Genomic DNA, 20,494 nt, shown 5'->3' on the forward strand with positions numbered 1-20,494 from the left:
CGATATGAACGACGACAGGCCCGGGCGCTTTCGCACCCGGGCCTGTCGGACTATCGATCTCGACGGGCGGGATCGCCCGTCAGAGCATCATCAGGCGGCTTCGGCCTCGGTCTCGGCAACCGGGCCCGAATCCTTGCCCTTGGCTTCCGGATCGCGATCGACCAGCTCGATCACGGCCATCGCCGCACTGTCGCCATAGCGGAAGCCCGCCTTGACGATGCGGACGTAGCCGCCCTGGCGCTCCTTGTAGCGCTCGGCGATCGTCGAGAAGAGCTTCTCGGTGACCGTCGTGTCCTGCAGCATCGACAGGGCCTGGCGCCGGCAATGCAGGCCGCCCCGCTTGCCGAGCGTAATCAGCTTCTCGACGATCGGACGCAGGTCCTTCGCCTTCGGCAGGGTCGTGGTGATCTGCTCGTGCTTCAAGAGCGCGGCAGCCATATTCTCGAACATCGCCTTGCGATGCGACGAGGTGCGGCTGAACTTCCGGCCGCTCAATCCGTGACGCATTCCTAACTCCCTCGCGGCCTAGCGGGCCGTCCTTCCTCAGTACGGCTCCTCGAGCCGCTTGGCCAACTCTTCGATATTTTCCGGCGGCCAGTTCGGGATCTCCATGCCCAGATGGAGGCCCATGTGGCTCAGCACTTCCTTGATCTCGTTCAGCGACTTGCGGCCGAAATTCGGCGTGCGCAGCATCTCCGCCTCGGTCTTCTGAACGAGATCGCCGATGTAGACGATGTTGTCGTTCTTGAGGCAGTTGGCCGAACGGACCGACAGCTCGAGCTCGTCGACCTTGCGGAGCAGGTTCTTGTTGAACGGCAGCTCGGCCGGCCGGCTCTCCTCGGTCGCGAGCCGCGGCTCGTCGAAATTGATGAACAGCTGCAGCTGGTCCTGCAGGATGCGGGCGGCGAGCGCCACCGCGTCCTCGGGCGTGACCGCGCCGTTGGTCTCGACCAGCATGGCGAGCCGGTCATAGTCGGTCACCTGGCCGACGCGGGTGTTCTCGACCTTGTAGCTGACCTTGCGCACCGGGCTGAACAGGGCGTCGACCGGGATGAGGCCGATCGGCGCGTCCTCGGGCCGGTTCTGCGTCGCCGCGACGTAGCCCTTGCCGGTCTCGACCGTGAACTCCATGACGATCTTGGCGCCCTGGTCGAGCGTGCAGATCACGAGGTCCGGGTTCATGACCTCGATGTCATGGCCGGTCTCGATCTGGCTCGCGCGCACTTCGCCGGGGCCGGTGGCCCGGAGCCGCATGCGCTTCGGGCCGTCGCCGCCCATGCGCAGGCCCAGGCCCTTGATGTTCAGCACGATGTCGGTGACGTCTTCGAGCACGCCGGGGATCGACGAGAACTCGTGCAGCACACCTTCGATCTGCACCGAGGTGACGGCGGCACCCTGCAGCGACGACAGCAAGACCCGGCGCAGCGCGTTCCCGAGCGTCAGGCCGAAGCCGCGCTCCAGGGGTTCCGCGACCACGGTCGCAACCCGGGCGGCATCGTCACCCGGCTCGACTTGGAGCTGCTTCGGCTTGATCAGGGTCTGCCAGTTTTTCTGAATCACGAGTGAAACCTCATGCCGAACAGCCCGCCCGATCGATATCGGAATTCCTGGATATCGGCAGGCGGACGATTGAAAGGGACGGACCGCCGCGGCTTGACGCCGCCGGCGGTCCATCGACCGAACTTCCACGGCCGCAACCGAAGCTCGCAAGCTCCGGCCGCCGGCCGACCTGATGCTCAGACCCGGCGGCGCTTCGGCGGCCGGCAGCCGTTGTGCGGGATCGACGTGACGTCGCGAATCGAGGTCACGGCAAAGCCCACCGCCTGCAGCGCGCGCAGCGCCGACTCGCGGCCCGAACCTGGCCCCTTCACCTCGACTTCGAGCGTGCGCATGCCGTGCTCCATCGCCTTGCGGCCGGCATCTTCGGCAGCCATCTGGGCGGCGTACGGCGTCGACTTGCGCGAGCCCTTGAAGCCCTGGGCGCCCGACGACGACCAGGCGATCGTGTTGCCCTGCGCGTCGGTGATCGTGACCACCGTGTTGTTGAACGACGCGTTCACATGCGCGACGCCGGAGGTGATGTTCTTGCGTTCGCGACGACGAAGGCGCGGAGCGCCGGCTGCAGCTTTGGCCATGATGTCCTTCCGACCCGCTTACTTCTTCTTGCCGGCGATCGGCCGGGCAGGACCCTTGCGGGTACGGGCATTGGTATGGGTGCGCTGACCGCGGACGGGCAGCCCCTTGCGATGGCGCAGGCCGCGGTAGCAGCCCAGGTCCATCAGACGCTTGATGTTCATCGACACGACGCGGCGCAGATCACCCTCGACCGTGTATTCCCGGTCGATGAGCTCGCGGATGCGCAGCACTTCGTCGTCGGTGAGTTCGTGCACGCGACGCTCGGCCGGAATGCCGATCTTGCTGCAAATCTGTTCCGCCGTTACCCGACCGATACCATGGATGTAGGTAAGGCCGATGGCCACACGCTTTTGGTTCGGTATGTTGACGCCAGCAATACGTGCCACGCCGTCGACTCCTCGAAGATAGAATACTGTGCGGTCAATCGGCCAAGGCAGATCGACTGAGGCCGCGCAGTGTATGAATTTTGATTGACAAGTCAACCGCGTTAGCGGTCTGCCTCGTCAGACTTTCCTAAGCTCTGCCTCAATTTCTTGAGTCACAGCGTCGATATCAGCCATGCCGTCAACGCGCCTCAGAACGCCGTGGCCCTCGTAGTACGGCAGAATCGGCATGGTCTGGGCCCGATAGGCTTCCAGTCGCTTGTGTACCGTCTCGGCCTTGTCGTCCTTGCGGCGCGTGAATTCCGTGGAACCACACACGTCGCAGACGCCCGGCACTTTCGTCGGCAGGAACTTGTCGTGATAACCATGCTTGCATTTGGCGCAAGCAAAGCGACCGACGATGCGCTCAACAAGTGCAGCTTCATCGACCGCCATCTCGATCACGAGATCGAGCTCCAGCCCTTCCTTCTTCAGCATCGCGTCCAGCGCCTCGGCCTGTACGACCGTGCGGGGGAAGCCATCCAGAATGAAGCCGTTAGCGCAGTCAGGCTGGACGATACGCTGATGGATCATTTCCACCATCACGTCGTCGGACACGTAGTGGCCCAACTCCATGACATGTTTGACGTGATGACCTAACTCCGTGTCGGTCTTGGCGACCTCGCGCAGCATGTCGCCGGTCGATAGCTGAATCAGGCCATGCGACTCGACCAGGCGTTCGGCTTGCGTCCCTTTCCCAGCCCCGGGCGGCCCCAGGAGGATGATGTTCATCCGCGTCTCCCGCGCAGCTTGGACCTCTTGATGAGTCCCTCGTACTGGTGCGCCAGCAGATGCGAATGAATCTGGGCCACCGTGTCCATGGTCACGCTGACCACGATGAGCAGGCTCGTGCCACCGAAGTAGAACGGAACCGAATATTCGGAGATCAGGATCTCGGGCAGGATGCACACGATCGAGAGATAGGCGGCACCCAGCACGGTCAATCGCGTCAGCACGTAGTCGAGATAGTCGCCCGTGTTCTTGCCCGGACGGATGCCCGGGATGAAGCCGCCATACTTCTTCAGATTGTCCGCCGTCTCGGACGGGTTGAACACCACGGCCGTGTAGAAGAACGAGAAGAAGACGATCAGCGCCACATAGAGGATCATGTAGGCGGGCTTGCCGTGGCCGACGTAGCCCGCGATCGTGGCGAGCCAGCCGGTCGCACCCGACTGGGCCTGGAAGCCCGCGACCGTGGCCGGCAGCAGCAGGAGCGACGAGGCGAAGATCGGCGGGATCACGCCCGAGGTGTTGATCTTGAGCGGCAGGTGCGAGGATTCGCCCCCGAACATCTTCGTGCCCATCTGGCGCTTCGGGTACTGCACCAGGATGCGGCGCTGGGCGCGCTCCATGAACACGATGAACGCGATGACCGCGATCGCCATGACGATGAACAGGAGGATGATCGGCGTCGAGATGGCGCCGGTCCGGCCGAGCTCGAGCGTGGCGGCGATCGCGTGCGGCAGGTTCGCGACGATGCCGGCGAAGATGATGAGCGACGTGCCGTTGCCGACGCCGCGCGCCGTGATCTGCTCGCCCAGCCACATCAGGAACACGGTGCCGCCGACCAGCGTCGTCATGGTGACGAAGCGGAACGCCATGCCCGGCTCCATGACGGCGGTGACGGCGCCCGAGCGCATGCTCTCAAGCCCGACGGCGATGCCGTAGGCCTGGACGATGGCGAGCGCCACCGTGCCATAGCGGGTGTACTGGTTGAGCTTCTTGCGGCCCGACTCGCCTTCCTTCTTCAACGCCTCCAGCGTCGGCGACACGGCGGTCAGCAACTGGACGATGATGGAGGCGGAGATATAGGGCGTGATGTTGAGCGCCAGGATCGACATGCGGCCGAGCGCGCCGCCCGAGAACATGTCGAAGATGCCGAGGATGCCGCCGGCGCTCTGCTGGAAGATCTGCGAGAGCGCCTGGGGATCGATACCCGGGATGGGAATGTAGGTGCCCAGTCGATAGACCAGGAGGGCCAGCAGCGTGAACCAGATCCGCTGCTTCAGTTCGGTCGCCTTGGCGAAGGCTCCAAAATTGATGTTCGCGGCGAGTTGTTCGGCGGCAGACGCCATTCAAGCGGTTCCTTGGGACAGGAATCGTCGGGGAGGACGAGCGACAGTATAAACATGATGACGGCGCAGGCGATATTCGCCTGCGCCGTCGCATGGACTTTTTTTAGCCAGCCGTCGCTTCGGTCGCAGCCGCCTTGGCTACGGCCTTGACGATGACCTTGCCGCCGGCGGCTTCCACCGCCTTGACCGCCGCCTCGGACGCACCCGCGCACTCGATGGTGAGCGCGGTCGAGAGCGTGCCCTTGGCAAGGAGCCGCACGCCGTCCTCGAGCTTGGCCAGGATGCCGAGCTTGATCAGGCTTTCCGGCGTGACGGTGTCGCCCTTCGCGAGCTTGCCCGCCTCGACGGCCTTCTGCAGCCGGCCGACATTGATCACCTGGTAGTTCAGGCGATGAATGTTGTTGAAGCCGCGCTTCGGCAGACGACGATGCAGCGGGGTCTGGCCGCCTTCGAAGCCGTTGATGGCGACGCCGGAGCGCGCCGTCTGGCCCTTGCCGCCACGGCCCGAGGTCTTGCCCTTGCCCGAGCCGATGCCGCGACCGACACGCTTGAACTTGTAGTGGGCTCCCGGATTATCCGAGATCTCATTGAGCTTGGTCATAATTTCTTACCTTACTCGCCGGCTTCGACGCGCACCAGGTGGTGCACTTTCGTCAGCATGCCGCGCACCGAGGGGGTATCCTCGAGCACACGGGTCCGGTTGAGCTTGTTGAGACCGAGGCCCTTCAAGGTGGCCTCCTGGTCCTTCGTGCGGCCGATCGGCGAGCCGATCTGCGTCACGATCACGGTCTTCTTCTCGCTCATCGAGATCACTCCCGAGCCGCAGCTTCGGCCTGGCCGCGGCCGCCGCCGACCAGATCCGAAACCTTCTTGCCACGACGGGCCGCGACCGCGCGGGGGTTGGTCGCCCCGGAAAGCGCGTCGAAGGCCGCCTTGATCATGTTGTGCGGGTTCGAGGTGCCGACCGACTTCGCGACGACGTCCTGAACGCCCAGCGCCTCGAAGATCGCGCGCATCGGACCACCGGCGATGATGCCGGTGCCCTGCGGTGCGGCGCGCACCACGACGCGGCCGGCGCCGTAATGGCCGGTCATGTCATGATGCAGCGTGCGGCCTTCGCGCAGCGGAACGCGGACCATCGACTTGCGCGCGGCCTCGGTCGCCTTGCGGATCGCCTCCGGCACCTCACGCGCCTTGCCCGTGCCGTGACCGACGCGGCCCTTCGAATCGCCGACGACCACGATCGCCGCGAAACCGAAGCGCCGGCCGCCCTTCACGACCTTGGCGACGCGATTGATGCCGACCAGCTTTTCGACGAGCTCGCTTTCCTCGCGATCGCGCGGTTGCCGATCCGCCTCATTACGGCCCCGGCCGCCCGAGCGGCCTTCACCTGGAGTACGTGCCATTTTGTTCGTCCCGGCCCTTCTTTAGAACGCCAGCCCGCCTTCGCGGGCCGCATCGGCGAGGGCCTTCACCCTGCCATGGAACAGATAACCGCCGCGGTCGAACACCACCTGGGTGATGCCCTTCTCGGCGGCCCGGGTGGCCAGCAGCTTGCCGACCGCCTGCGCCGCCGCGATGTCCGCGCCGGTCTTGAGCCCGTCCTTGAGCGTCTTGTCGATGCTCGACGCGGCGACGAGGGTCTTGCCCTCGGCGTCGTCGATCACCTGCGCATAGATGTGCTTGGACGAACGGAACACGGAGAGCCGCAGCCGACCGGCCGCCGCTGCCCGCAAACGATTCCGCACCCGCTGCTTGCGGCGCAGAAATAGGGATTTCGAGTTCAGCATGGCGCCAATCCTTACTTCTTCTTGCCTTCCTTGCGGCGGATAGTCTCGGTCGCGTACTTGACGCCCTTGCCCTTGTACGGCTCAGGCTTGCGGAACGACCGGATCTTCGCGGCGACCGCGCCCACGCGCTGCTTGTCAGCGCCGGTCACGGTGATCGACGTCGGCTTCTCGCAGGAGATCTTGACGTCGTCCGGGATCGGAAAGTCGATGTCGTGGCTGTAGCCGAGCTGCAGGTTCAGCACCTTGCCGTTGACCGCGGCGCGGTAGCCGACGCCGTTGATCTCGAGGTTGACGCTGAAGCCATTCGAAACGCCCGTCACCAGGTTGTTGATGAGCGCCCGCGTCGTGCCCCAGAGCGTGAACGCACGCTTGGAGTCGTTGACGGGCTTGACGACGACCTTGCCGTCCTCGAGCGTCGCGGAGATCTCCTCCGCGATCGGGAGCGTCAAGGTGCCGAGCTTGCCCTTCGCCGTCAGGATCTGGTCAGCAATCGTGACCTGAACACCTGCCGGCACGGGAACCGGATATTTGCCGATGCGCGACATGATGCTTCCTCAGAACACGCGGCAGAGGACTTCGCCGCCGACATTGGCAGCGCGGGCCTCGTTGTCCGACATCACGCCCCGCGGCGTCGACAGGATGGCGATGCCGAGGCCGTTGTAGACCTTCGGCAGCTCCGCAATCTTGGAGTAGATCCGGCGGCCGGGCTTCGACACGCGGCTGATCTCCTTGATGACGGGCTCGCCATCGACGTATTTGAGCTCGATCGTGAACTCGGAGATGCCGGCGCGAACATCCGACTTCGTGAAGCCGCGGATGTAGCCTTCGCGACGCAGCACTTCGAGCACGTTTGCACGGATCCGGGAGGCCGGCGAGTTCACGCTGGACGAACGCGCCCGCTGGCCGTTGCGGATGCGGGTCAGCATATCCCCCAGGGGATCGCTCATGGTCATAACCTGGGACTCCCTTACCAGCTCGACTTGACCATGCCAGGAATCTGGCCGGCCGATGCGAGTTCGCGCAACGCGATGCGCGAGAGCTTGAATTTGCGGTAGTAGGCGCGCGGGCGGCCTGACAACGCACAACGGTTGCGCACGCGGACCCTGGCGCTGTTGCGCGGCAGGGCGGCGAGCTTCAGCTGAGCCACGAAGCGATCTTCCGGCGAGGCGCTACGGTCGCCGACGATCGCCTTCAGGCGAGCGCGCTTGGCGGCGAACCGGTCGGCCAGCTTCTGGCGCTTCTGGTTCTTCTGGACGGAACTAGTCTTAGCCATCTGTCAGATCCCTCGCCGCTCAGTTCACGAACGGCATCTGGAAGCCCTTGAGGAGCGCCTTCGCCTCCTCGTCGGTCTTCGCCGTGGTACAGATCACGATGTCCATGCCGCGCATGGCGTCGACCTTGTCGTAATCGATTTCCGGGAACACGAGCTGCTCCTTGAGGCCCAGCGCGTAATTGCCCTTGCCATCGAAGCTCTTGCCGTTGACGCCGCGGAAGTCGCGGACGCGCGGCAGCGCGATGGTGATCAGACGGTCGAGGAACTCGTACATCTGCTTGCGGCGGAGCGTCACCTTGCAGCCGATCGGCATGTTCTCGCGCAGCTTGAACGTGGCGATCGACTTCTTAGCGCGCGTCACGACCGGCTTCTGGCCGGCGATGAGGGTGAGATCGCGCACAGCGGCATCGACCTTCTTCGAGTCCTGCACGGCCTCGCCGACGCCGATGTTGATGACGATCTTATCGAGCTTCGGCACTTCCATCGGGTTCTTGTAGCCGAACTGGGCGACAAGGGCCTGGCGGACCTTCGACTCGTAGAGTTCTTGGAAACGGGCAGCCATCTCTCACCTCACCGGTCGAGCTGTTCGCCGGACCGCTTGGCAACGCGGACCTTGCGATCATCGACGAGCTTGAAGCCGACGCGGGTCGGCTTGTTGTCCTTCGGGTCGACATGCGCGACGTTGGAGACGTGAATGGTCGCCTCCTTCTCGATGATGCCGCCCTGGCTCGTGGCCGAGGCGCGCGTGTGGCGCTTGACCAGGTTGACCCCCTGGACGACCACACGGTTCTCGCTCGGCAACGTGCGGAGCACCTCGCCGGTCTTGCCCTTGTCGGAGCCGGAGATGACGACGACCTTGTCGCCCTTCTTGATCTTCAACGCCATGGTTAGAGCACCTCCGGCGCCAGCGAGACGATCTTCATGAACTTCTTGGCGCGAAGCTCGCGCGTCACGGGCCCGAAGATACGGGTGCCGATCGGCTCGCCCTGCTTGTTGATGAGCACCGCGGCGTTGCGGTCGAAGCGGATGGCGCTGCCATCCACGCGGCGAATCTCCTTGGCCGTGCGCACGATGACCGCGCGATGCACGTCGCCCTTCTTCACCTTGCCGCGCGGAATGGCTTCCTTGATCGACACGACGATGATGTCGCCGACGGTCGCAGTCCTCCGGTGGGAGCCACCCAGCACCTTGATGCACTGCACCCGGCGGGCCCCAGAGTTATCGGCCACGTCCAGGTTGGTTTGCATCTGAATCATGTTTTACACTCCAGTCTGGGACGGCGTCCCGGCGTTATCCGCCAGCACAACCCAGCACTTGTTCTTCGAGATCGGACGGCATTCCTCGATGCGGACGACGTCGCCGACCTTGAACGTGTTCTGCTCATCGTGCGCGGCGTACTTCTTCGACCGCGTGATGAACTTCTTGTAGACCGGATGCATGACACGACGCTCGACGCGGACCACGACGGTCTTGTCCTGCTTGTCGCTCACCACCAGGCCCTGCAGAATGCGCTTCGGCATGTCCCTTTACTCCACCCGACCCGACTGAGCTTGACGCTCCGCCAGGATGGTCTTGATCCGCGCGATGTCCCGGCGAACCTGGAACACACGGGCGGTATTCTCGAGCTGACCGGACGCCTTCTGAAAGCGCAGGTTGAACTGCTCCTTCTTCAGCCCCAGCAACTCCGTCTTAAGCTCGTCGGCCGACTTGGCCCGAACGTCGCTCGCCTTCATTTCAAGCCTCCTCGCCCAGACGCTGGACGAAGCGCACGCCGATCGGGAGCTTCGCCGCCGCGAGGCTGAACGCCTCGCGCGCCGTCTCCGCCGGCACGCCATCCAGCTCGAACATGATCCGGCCCGGCTTCACCCGGCAGACCCAGAACTCCGGCGAGCCCTTGCCGCTGCCCATACGGACTTCGGCAGGCTTCGAGGAGACCGGAACATCCGGGAAAACACGGATCCAGACACGACCAACGCGGCGGATGTGCCGGCTGATCGCGCGTCGCGCCGCTTCGATCTGACGTGCCGTGATCCGGCCCGGTTCGACCGCCTTCAAGCCGTAGGCGCCGAAGTTCAGCGCCGTACCGCCCTTTGCCAAACCGTGAATGCGCCCCTTGAACGCCTTCCGGTACTTGGTCCGCTTTGGACTAAGCATGGGTCATCGACCTCTTTCACAAATCATTCAAGCGGGAACCGAGCAACCCGGCCCCGCTCAAACCTCATGGACCAGTTAACCTCAGGCGTGATCGCCGCGCGGACGCCGGTCGCGATGCTCGCGATCACCCCGCTCGGCCCGCTCCGGACGCTCGCTCCGCTCGCCGCCGGCCTGCTCGGCCCGACGCTCGGACGCCATCGGGTCGTGGGCGATGATCTCGCCCTTGAAGACCCAGACCTTGACGCCGCAGGTGCCGTAGGTGGTCTTGGCGGTGCCGATGCCGTAATCGACGTCGGCGCGCAGCGTGTGCAGCGGCACACGGCCTTCGCGGTACCACTCCATGCGCGCGATTTCCGCACCGCCCAGGCGACCCGAGCAGTTGATACGGATGCCGCCCGCGCCGAGGCGCATGGCCGACTGGACCGCGCGCTTCATGGCGCGGCGGAAGGCGACGCGACGCTCGAGCTGCTGGGCGATGCCCTCGGCGATCAGCTTGGCGTCCAGCTCGGGCTTGCGGATCTCGACGATGTTGAGGCTGACCTCGCTGCCGGTCATCTTGCCGACCTCGAGGCGCAGCTTCTCGATATCCGCACCCTTCTTGCCGATGACCACGCCCGGGCGCGCCGTGTGGATCGTGACGCGCGCCTTCTTGGCGGCGCGCTCGATCACCACGCGGCTGATGCCGGCCTGGTTCAGGCGGCCCATGAGGTACTTGCGCAGGCGCAGGTCCTCGTGAAGCATCTGGCCGTATTCCTTGCGGGCGAACCAGCGGCTGTCCCAGGTCCGATTGATGCCGAGCCGGAGCCCGATCGGATTGATCTTCTGACCCATTACGCCTGCTCCTCGTCCCGCTCGCGGACGATGACCGTGAGATTGCTGAAGAACTTCTGGACCTGCGCCGCGCGGCCGCGGCCGCGGGCGTGGAACCGCTTCATCACCAGCGCCCGGCCGACATGCGCCTCCTTGACGTAGAGACGGTCGACGTCGAGCTGGTGATTGTTCTCGGCATTGGCGATCGCGGACTGCAGCACCTTCTTCACGTCCTGCGCGATGCGCCGGCGCGAGAAGGTGAGCTCGGCGATTGCAGCACTCGCCTTCTTGCCGCGGATCGACTGCGCGACCAGGTTCAGCTTGCGCGGGCTGATGCGGATGGCCTTGGCGAACGCCATTGCCTCCACGTCCTCGACCTTGCGCGGTGCCTGTGGCTTGCTCATCTCGGTTAGCCCCTCTTAGCCTTCTTGTCGGCCGCATGGCCGTAGAAGGTCCGCGTGGGCGCGAACTCGCCGAGCTTGTGGCCGACCATGTTCTCGGTCACCAGCACGGGGATGAACTTATGCCCGTTATAGACGCCGAACGTCAGACCGACGAACTGCGGGAAAATGGTCGAACGACGCGACCAGGTCTTGATGATCTCGTTGCGGGACGACGAGCGCGACTTCTCTGCCTTCTTCAGCAGATAGCCGTCGATGAACGGTCCCTTCCAAACGGAACGTGCCACAGCGGGTCTCCGTTACTTCGCGTTGCGACGACGGACGATGAGACCGTCGGTCGCCTTGTTGTGACGCGTCTTCTTGCCCTTGGTCGGCTTGCCCCACGGCGTGACCGGATGCCGGCCGCCGGAGGTACGACCCTCACCACCACCGTGCGGATGGTCGATCGGGTTCATCGCCACGCCGCGGACGGACGGGCGAATGCCGAGCCAGCGGGAACGGCCCGCCTTGGCAATGACGATATTCTTCTGGTCCGGGTTCGACACCGCACCGACGGTCGCCATGCATTCGGCCCGCACCATGCGCACTTCGCCGGAGGCGAGACGCAGGAGCGCGTAGCCGGCATCGCGGCCGACGAGCTGGGCGTACGTGCCGCCGGCGCGCGCGATCTGGCCGCCCTTGCCCGGCTTCATCTCCACATTGTGGACGATGGTGCCGATCGGCATGTTCTTCATCGGCATGGCGTTGCCGGGCTTGACGTCGACCTTGTCGCCCGAGACGACCATGTCGCCGACCTTGATGCGCTGCGGCGCCAGGATGTAGGCGAGCTCGCCATCCTCGTACTTCACGAGCGCGATGAAAGCCGTGCGGTTCGGGTCGTACTCGAGCCGCTCGACCGTCGCCGGAACGTCGAACTTGCGACGCTTGAAGTCGACGAGGCGATAGCGGCGCTTATGGCCGCCACCGACGCGCCGCATGGTGATGCGGCCCGTGTTGTTGCGGCCGCCCTGGCGCTTCAGACCCTCGGTCAGCGCCTTGACGGGTTCGCCCTTCCACAGCTCGCTGCGGTCGACGATGACCAGCTGCCGCGTTGACGGCGTGGTCGGCTTAAAAGTCTTTAGTGCCATGGCCTTAGATTCCCGTGGTCACGTCGATCTTGGAGCCCTCGGCGAGTGTGACCATAGCCTTCTTCTCGTCGCCCCGCTTACCCAGCTGGCCACGGAAGCGCTTGATCTTGCCGAGCGTCCGGATCGTGTTGACTGCCGTGACCTTGACCTTGAACAGGGTCTCGACGGCGAGCTTGATCTCCCGCTTGGTCGCATCGAGCGGCACGCGGAAGGTCACCTGGTTGTGCTCCGACGCCATCGTCGCCTTTTCGGTGATGACGGGGGAACGGACCAGGTCGTAGAGCCGCTCGGCCGAGATCTTCGGCTGAGCGTTCGGGATCACGCGGAACCTGCTCATTTCAGGCGAGCCTCCAGGTGTTCGACGGCCGCCTGGGTCAGAACCAGCGTGTCGCGGCGCAGGATGTCGTAGACGTTGGCGCCCTGCTGCGGCAGCACATCGACCTTCGGAATGTTGCGGGCGGCGCGCGCAAAACCCTCGTCGACCTCGGGGCCGTCGATGATCAGCACGGACGTCCAGCCGAGCTTCTCGAAGCGCTCGACGAGCGCCTTGGTCTTCGGCGTCTCGACCGCGGCGCGGTCGAGGACGATCAGCTTGCCCTCGGCCTGCTTGGCCGACAGCGCCGTCTTGAGCGCCAGCTTGCGGACCTTCTTCTGCAGGTCATGCGCGTGGCTGCGCACGACCGGGCCGAAGATCACCGCACCGCCGCGGAACTGCGGCGAGCGCAGGCTGCCCTGGCGGGCGCGGCCGGTGCCCTTCTGCTTGTAAGGCTTCTTGGTGGTGCCCGCGATGTCGCCGATGAGCTTGGTCTTATGCGTGCCCGCACGGCGCTTGGCGAGCTGGTAGTTCACCATGCGCGCCAAGAGGTCCTTGCGGACTTCGAGACCAAAAATCTCCTCGGCCAGATCGATCGAGCCGACTTCCTGGTTGTCCAGGTTCTTGACAGCCAGTTTCATGATCATTCGCCCTTCGTCGCTTCGGCCGAAGCCTCGGCAGCCTTGATCGCGGCGGGGAACGGCAGATCGGCCGGCGCCTTGCGCTTGACCGCGTCCTTCACCATCACGTAGCCGCCTTCCGAACCCGGGACGGCGCCCAGGATCAGGATCAGGCCGCGGGCTGCGTCGGTCGAAACGACCTTCAGATTCTGCGTGGTCACACGCACCTGGCCCAGATGACCAGCCATCTTCTTGTTCTTGAAGACCTTGCCGGGGTCCTGGCGCTGACCGGTGGAGCCGTGCGAGCGGTGCGAGACCGAGACGCCGTGCGTCGCGCGAAGGCCGCCGAAATTATGGCGCTTCATGACGCCGGCGAAACCCTTGCCGATCGTCGTGCCGGTGACGTCGACGAACTGCCCCGCGAGGAAGTGCTCGACCGAGAGTTCGGCGCCGACTTCGAGCAGCGCGTCCGCGGAGACGCGGAACTCGGCCAGCTTCTTCTTCGGCTCGACCTTGGCCGCGGCGAAGCGCTCGCGCTCGGCCTTGGCGACGTTCTTCACCTTGGCCTTGCCGACGCCGAGCTGGACGGCGGAGTAGCCGTCCTTCTCTTCGGTGCGAACGGCCACGACCTGGCAGCTATCGACCTTCAGCACGGTCACGGGGACGTGGTTGCCGTCTTCCGTGAAAATGCGGGTCATGCCCAGCTTCTGGGCGAGGAGACCAGTGCGCATGATCAGATCTTGATCTCAACATCGACGCCGGCGGCGAGGTCGAGCTTCATGAGCGCGTCCACCGTCTGCGGGGTCGGGTCAACGATGTCCAGCACGCGCTTGTGGGTGCGGATCTCGAACTGCTCGCGCGACTTCTTGTCGATGTGCGGCGAGCGGTTGACCGTGAACTTCTCGATCTTGGTCGGCAGCGGGATCGGGCCACGGACGCGGGCGCCGGTGCGCTTCGCCGTGTTCACGATCTCGCTCGTCGACTGGTCGAGCACGCGATGATCATACGCCCGGAGGCGGATGCGAATGCTTTGACTGTCCATCAAACAGACTTCCGTTTCATCTGGGAGCGGGGGGTCGGTGCCGAAACACCGCCCCCATCCCTGTCCATCGTTTGGCGACGTTCACCCCGGTTATCGGGGGTTGGTGTCGCCGGGACCGTTGTTTTCGTTCTTCTTCTCGAAGCGGAGTCCGCTTCCTTTAGAACGCCTTACTTCGTGATAGCGGAGACGACGCCGGCACCGACGGTGCGGCCGCCCTCGCGGATCGCGAAGCGCAGACCCTCGTCCATGGCGATCGGCGCGATCAGCTCGACGTCCATCGCCACGTTGTCGCCCGGCATGACCATCTCCACGCCGGCCGGCAGGCTCACGATGCCCGTGACGTCGGTCGTGCGGAAATAGAACTGCGGACGATAGTTCGTGAAGAACGGCGTGTGACGGCCGCCCTCTTCCTTCGTCAGGATGTACGCCTCGGCCTTGAACTTCGTGTGCGGCGTGATCGAGCCCGGCTTCGCCAGCACCTGGCCGCGCTCGACTTCCTCGCGCTTGGTGCCGCGCAAGAGCGCGCCGATGTTGTCGCCCGCCTGGCCCTGGTCCAGGAGCTTGCGGAACATCTCGACGCCCGTCACCGTCGTCTTCAGCGTGTCCTTCAGGCCGACGATCTCGATTTCCTCGCCGACCTTGATCACACCGCGCTCGACGCGGCCGGTCACCACCGTGCCGCGGCCCGAGATCGAGAACACGTCCTCGACCGGCATCAGGAACGCACCGTCAATCGCACGCTCCGGCTGCGGGATGTAGGCGTCGACCGCCTTCATCAGCTCCAGGATCGCGTCATGGCCGAGCGCCGGGTTCTTGTCCTCGAGCGCCATCAGCGCCGAGCCCTTGATCACCGGAATGTCGTCGCCCGGGAAATTGTAGCTCGACAGCAGCTCGCGCACCTCGAGCTCGACCAGCTCCAGGAGCTCCGGATCGTCGACCATGTCGACCTTGTTCATGAACACGACCAGCGCCGGAACGCCGACCTGGCGCGCCAACAGGATGTGCTCGCGCGTCTGCGGCATCGGGCCGTCCGCCGCCGACACCACCAGGATGGCACCGTCCATCTGCGCCGCACCCGTGATCATGTTCTTCACGTAGTCCGCATGGCCCGGGCAGTCGACGTGCGCATAGTGCCGGTTCGTCGTCTCGTACTCGACGTGCGCCGTCGAGATCGTGATGCCGCGCGCCCGCTCTTCCGGCGCCTTGTCGATCTGGTCGTACGCCGTGAACGTCGCGCCGCCAGTCTCGGCCAAAACCTTCGTGATCGCTGCCGTCAGAGACGTCTTGCCATGGTCAACGTGACCAATCGTCCCGATGTTGCAATGCGGCTTCGTCCGCTCAAACTTCGCCTTCGCCATGGCCGTTCTCCGATCCTAAACCTTCAGTGCCCTGCGCGCCCGGCCGTGGCCGGCATCCGCTCCAGGATCACTGGCGCGTCGGGGTCGCAAAGCGTGTCCCCAGTAGTGGTATGCTCAAGACCCGCGAGGGCGACGATGTCGCCTGCGCGGGCCTCCTTGATTTCCTCCGCATGGTTCGCGTGCATGCGCACCATACGGCCGATCTTCTCTGGGCTGGCCGTCACCGAGTTCAGCATGCTGCTGCCCGTGGCGACCACGCCCGAATAAATCCGCACAAACGTCAAACGACCCGACATCGGGTCGTCGACCGTCTGGAAGGCGACCCCCGAGAAGGGCTCGTCATCCGCCGGGCGACGCTCCACCCGGTGACCATCGGCCGCGACACCCGCATGCGCCGCCATGTCGGACGGCGCCGGCAGGAAATCCACGACCGCATCCAACAAGCGGCGCACACCCCGGTTGCGGAACGCCGAGCCGCACAGCACCGGCACGACCATGCCCGACCGGACCGCCACCTTCACCGCCTGGCGCAACGCTACCACGTCCGCCCCCTTGGCCCCGACCGCCACCCCGATCTCCGCGCGTGCCAGCTGGGCCGCAGCAAGAAGATCCGACGGGATCTCGACCTCTTCCGCCGGCGCGTCGTGACCGGCCGTCCGCCAGAGGGTCGCCCGCATCTCGATCAGGTCGACGATGCCCCTCAGGCCTGCGCCGGCACCGATCGGCAGCTGCAGCAGCACCGGCTTGGCCGTGCCGCGCGCCGCGATCGCCGCGACCACAGCGGAGAGATCGGCGCCTTCGAGGTCCAGCTTGTTGACGAACACCAGCCGGGCCAGGCCCTGGGCCTCGATCTCGTCGAACAAGGCGGCAACGCCGTCCGTGACACCCCCAACACCATCGATCACCAGCACCGTGCCATCGAGCACCGCCAGCGCCTGATCGTCGTTCCGCCGGCTAGCCGGCAGTTCGACGATGGTGATCCGGCAGTCGCGCCACACGCAGCTCGTCGCCGCGGAAGTGAGCGTGATCTGCCGCTCGTTATCCTGCTCCACCCAGGCGGGCATGCCCAACGCGGCCCGCGCCCCCGTTGCCGCCGCATCCGGACGGTCTGCGACCGCCAGGATCCGCTCGGTGACCGTCGTCCGACCGGCATCGAGGCGCGCCAGGATGCCGATGTTCCGGTAACGGTCGAGGGGGATGGTCCGCGGCACGGGTGGAGTTCCGTCAGTGCCTTACCACCGATAGTGCGAGAACGCCTTGTTGGCGTCCGCCATACGGTGGGTGTCTTCCCGCTTCTTGACCGCAGCGCCACGGTTGTTCGACGCATCGAGCAGCTCGCCCGACAGGCGCTCTTCCATGCTGTTCTCGCTGCGGGCCCGCGACGAGCCGATCAGCCAGCGGATGGCGAGCGCCTGGCCACGGTCCGACCGAACCTCGACCGGCACCTGATAGGTCGCACCACCGACCCGGCGCGACCGGACTTCGATGGCCGGACGAACGTTCTGAAGCGCGTCATGGAACACCTTCAGCGGGTCCTGACCCGAACGCTTCGCGATGCGATCGAAGGCATTGTAGACGATCGCCTCGGCGACCGACTTCTTGCCCTGATACATCAGGCAGTTCATGAACTTGGTCAGCACCAAATCGCCAAACTTGGCGTCCGGCAGAACTTCCCGCTTAATCGCTGCGCGACGACGCGACATGCTCGGTTTCCTTCTTCGCTATTCTTACTTGGGCCGCTTGGCGCCGTACTTCGAACGACGCTGGCGACGGTCCTTGACGCCCTGCGTGTCGAGCGTGCCGCGGATGATGTGATAGCGCACACCGGGCAGATCCTTCACACGACCACCGCGGATCATGACGACCGAGTGCTCCTGGAGGTTATGGCCTTCACCGGGGATGTAGCTCGTCACCTCGAAGCCGTTGGTCAGCCGCACGCGGGCCACCTTGCGGAGCGCCGAGTTCGGCTTCTTCGGGGTCGTCGTATAGACCCGGGTGCACACGCCGCGCTTCTGCGGGCAGGCTTCGAGCGCCGGGACCTTGTTACGGGTCACTTGGGGCGCCCGGGGGTTCCGGATCAACTGGTTGATGGTCGGCATCAATCACACCCTTGCAAAACGATAAATGCCGAGCGGCGCTAACCGACGCCGCCGGCATGGCTGACTTGCAGTACGCAACCCACAGGCAAAAACGCCGAGCCCCAAGGGGACCCGGCAGCGCCAAATTTACGATACCGCGTGAGCTGCGTTTAGGTTGGCGCACCTACGGCCAGCTCGGAAAACTGGCGGAACCTATTACGCGCCCCCTGCTCCGTCAAGCGGAATAGGGGAAGACCGCCATGCAAGTGTCCGGGGACTGTCATCACGCGGAAGCACTTCGTCGCACCGCAGCACGACTCGGGGTAGAGGCCGAAGACTCGCGAGTCGCATGGTTTTACTGCGCCGGAGTCGGCGTTTTGGCGCCGATCGGGCCGGATACGGACATGAGATTCTCGAACCGCTCGGGCTGCGTATCGTTCTTGAACGGCAGCCCGAACGCAGCCGGCACCGCATCCGGCAGGTTCGGATTGAGCTTGCCTGGTGTCTTCAGCACCTCCGGCCCGACAAACGCCTTCCCGTCCCATCGATAGAGCGTCAGCACATAGGGATGCGGATCGTAATGGGCACCGTCGTCCCATTGGGCGTCCCATATCGCGATGCCCGGCCCCCGCCCGCCGCCAAGGTCGCCAACATGGAAACCGCCCATATTGGTGTGCTCGAGCGCCGTCGGGGCCAGTGCCGCAATGACGCCGTCCCACTTCTGCCTGTTGAACAGCAGATGGAGAAAGCTCGCCCCCGACCCGCCCGGGAATTTCACGGTGGCCTGTAGCAGCTCCGTCGACCCGAGCGCGACCGGCTCCAGGAGGATACCGGCGGCCTCGTCGAACGACTCCTGGTGCAGCAAACGGCATTGTCCGTCGTAGAGCATCAGGCTCGCCCGGGGCAGCGTCTGCGGCGCCGGCGGCCGGGTGACCGTGGATACGTAGGAGATGCCGTCCTTGGCGCCGAAGGCCGACCCTTCCTGGGCGATGATCGCGCCGTCGACCGGCCGATAGCAGCCGGCTTCTGCACGGACCGCGACGACGAGCAGTCCGGCGATCAACAAGCGAAAGAGAATCATCGAGGGCCGGGAAAGGAAAATGCCGGCCGCAGCTTTACGCAGTGAATTGCCGGCATGCAACGGCCTCGTTGCCGCTATTCCTGCGGAAAATCCGTCGCCACGCCCACATCGCGCCAGGCTTCGATCTCGGCCAGGCGCTCCTTGAGCTTGGCGGTGACGCCATTGACCGCGATGGCGCCCAGCACGAGATGGCGCGGCGGGCTCTCGGTCTCGGCCAGCCGGATCATCGCCTCTGCCGCGCGCACCGGATCGCCCGCCTGGGTGCCGCTGATCGCCGCCGTCGCCTTGAGGCGCGCACCGGCCGTGGGCTCGTAGTCAGCGATGTTGGTCGGCGTCTGCCGAAGCGAGCGGCCGGCCCAGTCGGTGCGGAACGGGCCCGGCTCGACGCAGGAGACCTTGATGCCGAGCGGCTTCACCTCGGCCAGGAGCGCGTCCGACCAGCCTTCGACCGCGTGCTTGGTCGCGGCGTAATAGCCCGAGCCCGGGAAGCCGATGAAGCCCGCCTGGGACGAGAGGCTGATGATATGGCCCTTCCGCCGCGCCCGCATGCCGGGCAGCACGGCGCGGGTGAGCGCGAAGAGACCGAACACATTGGCGTCGAACATGGCGCGGATCTCGGCCTCTTCGCCCTCCTCGATCGTCGCCTGGTAGCCGTAGCCGGCATTGTTGACGAGCACGTCGATGCCGCCGAACTGCTGCTCGGCCGCGGTGACCGCCGCCGCGATCTGGTCGGACCGGGTCACGTCGAGGTCGAGCGCCAGCGCCCGCGGGCCTGCCCCTTCGACGAGATCGACGAGCCGGGACTTGTCGCGCGCCGTGACCACGGCGCGCCCGCCGCGGGTAAGCACCACACGGGCAAGCTCGAGCCCGAAACCGGTCGAGCAGCCGGTGATGAACCAGACGGGTGAGGTCTCATTGGCCATAAGCGCATCTCCGAGGACAAAGGGCCGTCCCCGGAGAGGCCGACCGCCGTTGCAAAGATCTCTCAGTTTTAGCCAATGGTATGATGAAATGCCGAGCGGAAAGCGGTGGCCAGATGGTCGCAGGCCCTGTCCGCGCACTGCCTGGTTTCACGCGAATGACGCAGAAACGCGCCGTTATGGGGCGACGCAAAGGGAGGCCCGCGTGATGACCGGAGCCGCTTTCGACAACGCGATCCTCGAACGTATGCGCGGAGACGACGAGGTTGAAGCCCGCCTACCAATCGAGGCGGCAATGCCCGAGCCGCGCTTGGCGCCGCCCTCCGCTGAAACTGCCGCCTAGGTAATCGCGGCCGGATCGTACGGCAGGCTCATCGTGTGGCTGGTGATCATCTTCCAGCCGCCGGACCGCCTGGCCCAGGTCTCGGTTGATTGATAGCGCCGCACCAGGGTCTGGCCGTGGCAGCTGATCGTCAGCTCGTCGACGAAGGTCGAGGTCGCGACATCGCCCTGGCGATGCAACGCCCATTTCGTCACGGCGATATGCCGATCCGCCGCGCCGGGCGCCAGCGGCTGCACGCGATCGACGATCTGCTGCTTGCTCAGGATCTCGCCGGTCTCGTTGGTGAAGATCGCGGCAGGATCGAGATAGCGTGCCAGCACCGCCGCATCGCCGCGCTGTCCGGCATCGAGGACTTCCTGGGTTTGCCTTTTGAGGCGCGCCGAGAGCAATGCGTCACCCGACGCCGCCCGGCAGGCATCAGCGCTGGCGACGACGGTCAAACCGATGCAGATGATCAGGCCGGCTGCGACCTGCACCGATCTTGGCGGCATAAGCGAGGCCATGAACAGACTCCCCCTCTGCGAGCTCAAAGAGGTCGCGCGGTCGCGGAC

35 protein-coding genes are annotated in these 20,494 nt (G+C 65.2%); 1 reads left to right on the top strand and 34 read right to left on the bottom strand.

The annotated features are described in order from the left end of the window. Positions 1 to 90: 90 nt before the first annotated feature. The 33 genes from rplQ to IEY58_RS19920 all read right to left on the bottom strand — a co-directional run bounded on the left by rplQ (position 91) and on the right by IEY58_RS19920 (position 19,603). On the bottom strand, positions 91 to 507 hold the full coding sequence (rplQ, locus tag IEY58_RS19760; RefSeq protein WP_189048919.1) for a 50S ribosomal protein L17: 417 nt from the start codon (positions 505 to 507) through the stop codon (positions 91 to 93). A 36-nt stretch (positions 508 to 543) separates the two neighbouring features. Beyond that, positions 544 to 1,560, bottom strand: coding sequence for a DNA-directed RNA polymerase subunit alpha (locus tag IEY58_RS19765; RefSeq protein ID WP_229743833.1), 1,017 nt, complete (start codon positions 1,558 to 1,560; stop codon positions 544 to 546). Between the two features lie 176 nt (positions 1,561 to 1,736). Next, entirely contained in the window at positions 1,737 to 2,135 is a 399-nt protein-coding gene (rpsK, locus tag IEY58_RS19770) for a 30S ribosomal protein S11 (protein WP_189048923.1), read from the bottom strand. 18 nt (positions 2,136 to 2,153) lie between these two features. Then, entirely contained in the window at positions 2,154 to 2,522 is a 369-nt protein-coding gene (gene rpsM, locus IEY58_RS19775) for a 30S ribosomal protein S13 (RefSeq protein WP_189048925.1), read from the bottom strand. Between the two features lie 117 nt (positions 2,523 to 2,639). Then, positions 2,640 to 3,290: an adenylate kinase gene (locus IEY58_RS19780; protein ID WP_189048927.1), complete on the bottom strand. Its 651-nt coding sequence runs from the start codon at positions 3,288 to 3,290 to the stop codon at positions 2,640 to 2,642. Next, positions 3,287 to 4,633 carry a preprotein translocase subunit SecY gene (secY, locus tag IEY58_RS19785; RefSeq protein ID WP_189048929.1) on the bottom strand — a complete coding sequence of 449 codons (1,347 nt, stop codon included), beginning with the start codon at positions 4,631 to 4,633 and terminating at the stop codon, positions 3,287 to 3,289. The genes IEY58_RS19780 and secY overlap by 4 nt, the downstream gene beginning before the upstream one ends. A 103-nt stretch (positions 4,634 to 4,736) precedes the next feature. Further along, the gene (rplO, locus tag IEY58_RS19790) at positions 4,737 to 5,234 is read right to left on the bottom strand and encodes a 50S ribosomal protein L15 (RefSeq protein ID WP_189048931.1); all 498 of its coding nucleotides are present in this window, start codon (positions 5,232 to 5,234) and stop codon (positions 4,737 to 4,739) included. Positions 5,235 to 5,245: 11 nt separating this feature from the next. Then, on the bottom strand, positions 5,246 to 5,437 hold the full coding sequence (gene rpmD, locus IEY58_RS19795; protein ID WP_189048933.1) for a 50S ribosomal protein L30: 192 nt from the start codon (positions 5,435 to 5,437) through the stop codon (positions 5,246 to 5,248). Between the two features lie 5 nt (positions 5,438 to 5,442). Next, on the bottom strand, positions 5,443 to 6,039 hold the full coding sequence (rpsE, locus tag IEY58_RS19800; RefSeq protein WP_189048934.1) for a 30S ribosomal protein S5: 597 nt from the start codon (positions 6,037 to 6,039) through the stop codon (positions 5,443 to 5,445). Between the two features lie 21 nt (positions 6,040 to 6,060). After that, complete coding sequence (rplR, locus tag IEY58_RS19805; RefSeq protein ID WP_189048936.1) at positions 6,061 to 6,423, bottom strand: 50S ribosomal protein L18; 363 nt, start codon at positions 6,421 to 6,423, stop codon at positions 6,061 to 6,063. 11 nt (positions 6,424 to 6,434) lie between these two features. Further along, a complete protein-coding gene (gene rplF / locus IEY58_RS19810) occupies positions 6,435 to 6,968 on the bottom strand; it encodes a 50S ribosomal protein L6 (RefSeq protein ID WP_189048938.1) in 534 nt (177 codons plus the stop codon). A gap of 9 nt (positions 6,969 to 6,977) precedes the next feature. Further along, entirely contained in the window at positions 6,978 to 7,376 is a 399-nt protein-coding gene (rpsH, locus tag IEY58_RS19815; protein WP_189048940.1) for a 30S ribosomal protein S8, read from the bottom strand. Between the two features lie 14 nt (positions 7,377 to 7,390). Next, the gene (gene rpsN / locus IEY58_RS19820; protein WP_189048942.1) at positions 7,391 to 7,696 is read right to left on the bottom strand and encodes a 30S ribosomal protein S14; all 306 of its coding nucleotides are present in this window, start codon (positions 7,694 to 7,696) and stop codon (positions 7,391 to 7,393) included. 19 nt (positions 7,697 to 7,715) lie between these two features. Further along, a complete protein-coding gene (gene rplE, locus IEY58_RS19825; RefSeq protein ID WP_189048944.1) occupies positions 7,716 to 8,258 on the bottom strand; it encodes a 50S ribosomal protein L5 in 543 nt (180 codons plus the stop codon). An 8-nt stretch (positions 8,259 to 8,266) separates the two neighbouring features. Beyond that, positions 8,267 to 8,581 (bottom strand): 50S ribosomal protein L24, encoded by a 315-nt coding sequence (gene rplX, locus IEY58_RS19830; RefSeq protein ID WP_229743834.1) that lies wholly within the window; start codon positions 8,579 to 8,581, stop codon positions 8,267 to 8,269. A 2-nt stretch (positions 8,582 to 8,583) separates the two neighbouring features. Next, positions 8,584 to 8,952 carry a 50S ribosomal protein L14 gene (rplN, locus tag IEY58_RS19835; RefSeq protein WP_189048946.1) on the bottom strand — a complete coding sequence of 123 codons (369 nt, stop codon included), beginning with the start codon at positions 8,950 to 8,952 and terminating at the stop codon, positions 8,584 to 8,586. 3 nt (positions 8,953 to 8,955) lie between these two features. Then, on the bottom strand, positions 8,956 to 9,216 hold the full coding sequence (gene rpsQ, locus IEY58_RS19840; RefSeq protein ID WP_189048948.1) for a 30S ribosomal protein S17: 261 nt from the start codon (positions 9,214 to 9,216) through the stop codon (positions 8,956 to 8,958). Positions 9,217 to 9,222: 6 nt separating this feature from the next. Beyond that, entirely contained in the window at positions 9,223 to 9,429 is a 207-nt protein-coding gene (gene rpmC, locus IEY58_RS19845) for a 50S ribosomal protein L29 (RefSeq protein ID WP_189048950.1), read from the bottom strand. A gap of 1 nt (position 9,430) precedes the next feature. Continuing rightward, positions 9,431 to 9,850 (bottom strand): 50S ribosomal protein L16, encoded by a 420-nt coding sequence (gene rplP / locus IEY58_RS19850; protein WP_189048952.1) that lies wholly within the window; start codon positions 9,848 to 9,850, stop codon positions 9,431 to 9,433. An 81-nt stretch (positions 9,851 to 9,931) separates the two neighbouring features. Further along, entirely contained in the window at positions 9,932 to 10,681 is a 750-nt protein-coding gene (rpsC, locus tag IEY58_RS19855) for a 30S ribosomal protein S3 (RefSeq protein ID WP_189048954.1), read from the bottom strand. After that, positions 10,681 to 11,064 (bottom strand): 50S ribosomal protein L22, encoded by a 384-nt coding sequence (rplV, locus tag IEY58_RS19860; protein WP_189048956.1) that lies wholly within the window; start codon positions 11,062 to 11,064, stop codon positions 10,681 to 10,683. The genes rpsC and rplV overlap by 1 nt, the downstream gene beginning before the upstream one ends. A 5-nt stretch (positions 11,065 to 11,069) precedes the next feature. Further along, positions 11,070 to 11,348, bottom strand: coding sequence for a 30S ribosomal protein S19 (rpsS, locus tag IEY58_RS19865; protein ID WP_189048958.1), 279 nt, complete (start codon positions 11,346 to 11,348; stop codon positions 11,070 to 11,072). A 12-nt stretch (positions 11,349 to 11,360) separates the two neighbouring features. After that, positions 11,361 to 12,188 (bottom strand): 50S ribosomal protein L2, encoded by an 828-nt coding sequence (rplB, locus tag IEY58_RS19870; protein ID WP_189048960.1) that lies wholly within the window; start codon positions 12,186 to 12,188, stop codon positions 11,361 to 11,363. 4 nt (positions 12,189 to 12,192) lie between these two features. After that, a complete protein-coding gene (locus tag IEY58_RS19875; protein WP_189048961.1) occupies positions 12,193 to 12,525 on the bottom strand; it encodes a 50S ribosomal protein L23 in 333 nt (110 codons plus the stop codon). After that, complete coding sequence (gene rplD, locus IEY58_RS19880; RefSeq protein ID WP_189048963.1) at positions 12,522 to 13,142, bottom strand: 50S ribosomal protein L4; 621 nt, start codon at positions 13,140 to 13,142, stop codon at positions 12,522 to 12,524. The genes IEY58_RS19875 and rplD overlap by 4 nt, the downstream gene beginning before the upstream one ends. Before the next feature lie 2 nt (positions 13,143 to 13,144). Beyond that, on the bottom strand, positions 13,145 to 13,852 hold the full coding sequence (rplC, locus tag IEY58_RS19885) for a 50S ribosomal protein L3 (RefSeq protein ID WP_189048965.1): 708 nt from the start codon (positions 13,850 to 13,852) through the stop codon (positions 13,145 to 13,147). Between the two features lie 2 nt (positions 13,853 to 13,854). Next, entirely contained in the window at positions 13,855 to 14,163 is a 309-nt protein-coding gene (rpsJ, locus tag IEY58_RS19890; protein WP_189048967.1) for a 30S ribosomal protein S10, read from the bottom strand. 167 nt (positions 14,164 to 14,330) lie between these two features. Next, entirely contained in the window at positions 14,331 to 15,521 is a 1,191-nt protein-coding gene (gene tuf / locus IEY58_RS19895) for an elongation factor Tu (protein ID WP_189048969.1), read from the bottom strand. A 23-nt stretch (positions 15,522 to 15,544) separates the two neighbouring features. Further along, a complete protein-coding gene (locus IEY58_RS19900) occupies positions 15,545 to 16,732 on the bottom strand; it encodes a GTP-binding protein (protein ID WP_189048971.1) in 1,188 nt (395 codons plus the stop codon). Between the two features lie 21 nt (positions 16,733 to 16,753). After that, a complete protein-coding gene (gene rpsG / locus IEY58_RS19905) occupies positions 16,754 to 17,224 on the bottom strand; it encodes a 30S ribosomal protein S7 (protein ID WP_189048973.1) in 471 nt (156 codons plus the stop codon). Positions 17,225 to 17,248: 24 nt separating this feature from the next. Then, positions 17,249 to 17,620 (bottom strand): 30S ribosomal protein S12, encoded by a 372-nt coding sequence (rpsL, locus tag IEY58_RS19910; protein WP_189048974.1) that lies wholly within the window; start codon positions 17,618 to 17,620, stop codon positions 17,249 to 17,251. 334 nt (positions 17,621 to 17,954) lie between these two features. Beyond that, entirely contained in the window at positions 17,955 to 18,665 is a 711-nt protein-coding gene (locus tag IEY58_RS19915; protein ID WP_189048976.1) for a hypothetical protein, read from the bottom strand. A gap of 89 nt (positions 18,666 to 18,754) precedes the next feature. Next, positions 18,755 to 19,603, bottom strand: a complete 849-nt coding sequence (locus IEY58_RS19920; RefSeq protein WP_189048979.1) for an oxidoreductase — start codon at positions 19,601 to 19,603, stop codon at positions 18,755 to 18,757. Positions 19,604 to 19,808: 205 nt separating this feature from the next. Here IEY58_RS19920 and IEY58_RS34660 point away from each other — a divergent pair, with 205 nt between their 5' ends. Continuing rightward, positions 19,809 to 19,943: a hypothetical protein gene (locus tag IEY58_RS34660; protein WP_268237584.1), complete on the top strand. Its 135-nt coding sequence runs from the start codon at positions 19,809 to 19,811 to the stop codon at positions 19,941 to 19,943. Here IEY58_RS34660 and IEY58_RS19925 read toward each other — a convergent pair. Next, complete coding sequence (locus IEY58_RS19925; protein ID WP_189048981.1) at positions 19,940 to 20,446, bottom strand: nuclear transport factor 2 family protein; 507 nt, start codon at positions 20,444 to 20,446, stop codon at positions 19,940 to 19,942. The two genes, IEY58_RS34660 and IEY58_RS19925, sit on opposite strands and share 4 nt — an antisense overlap. Between the last annotated feature and the right edge of the window lie 48 nt (positions 20,447 to 20,494).

The sequence above is a fragment of the Aliidongia dinghuensis genome (assembly GCF_014643535.1).
GTDB classification, from domain to species: Bacteria; Pseudomonadota; Alphaproteobacteria; order ATCC43930; family CGMCC-115725; genus Aliidongia; species Aliidongia dinghuensis.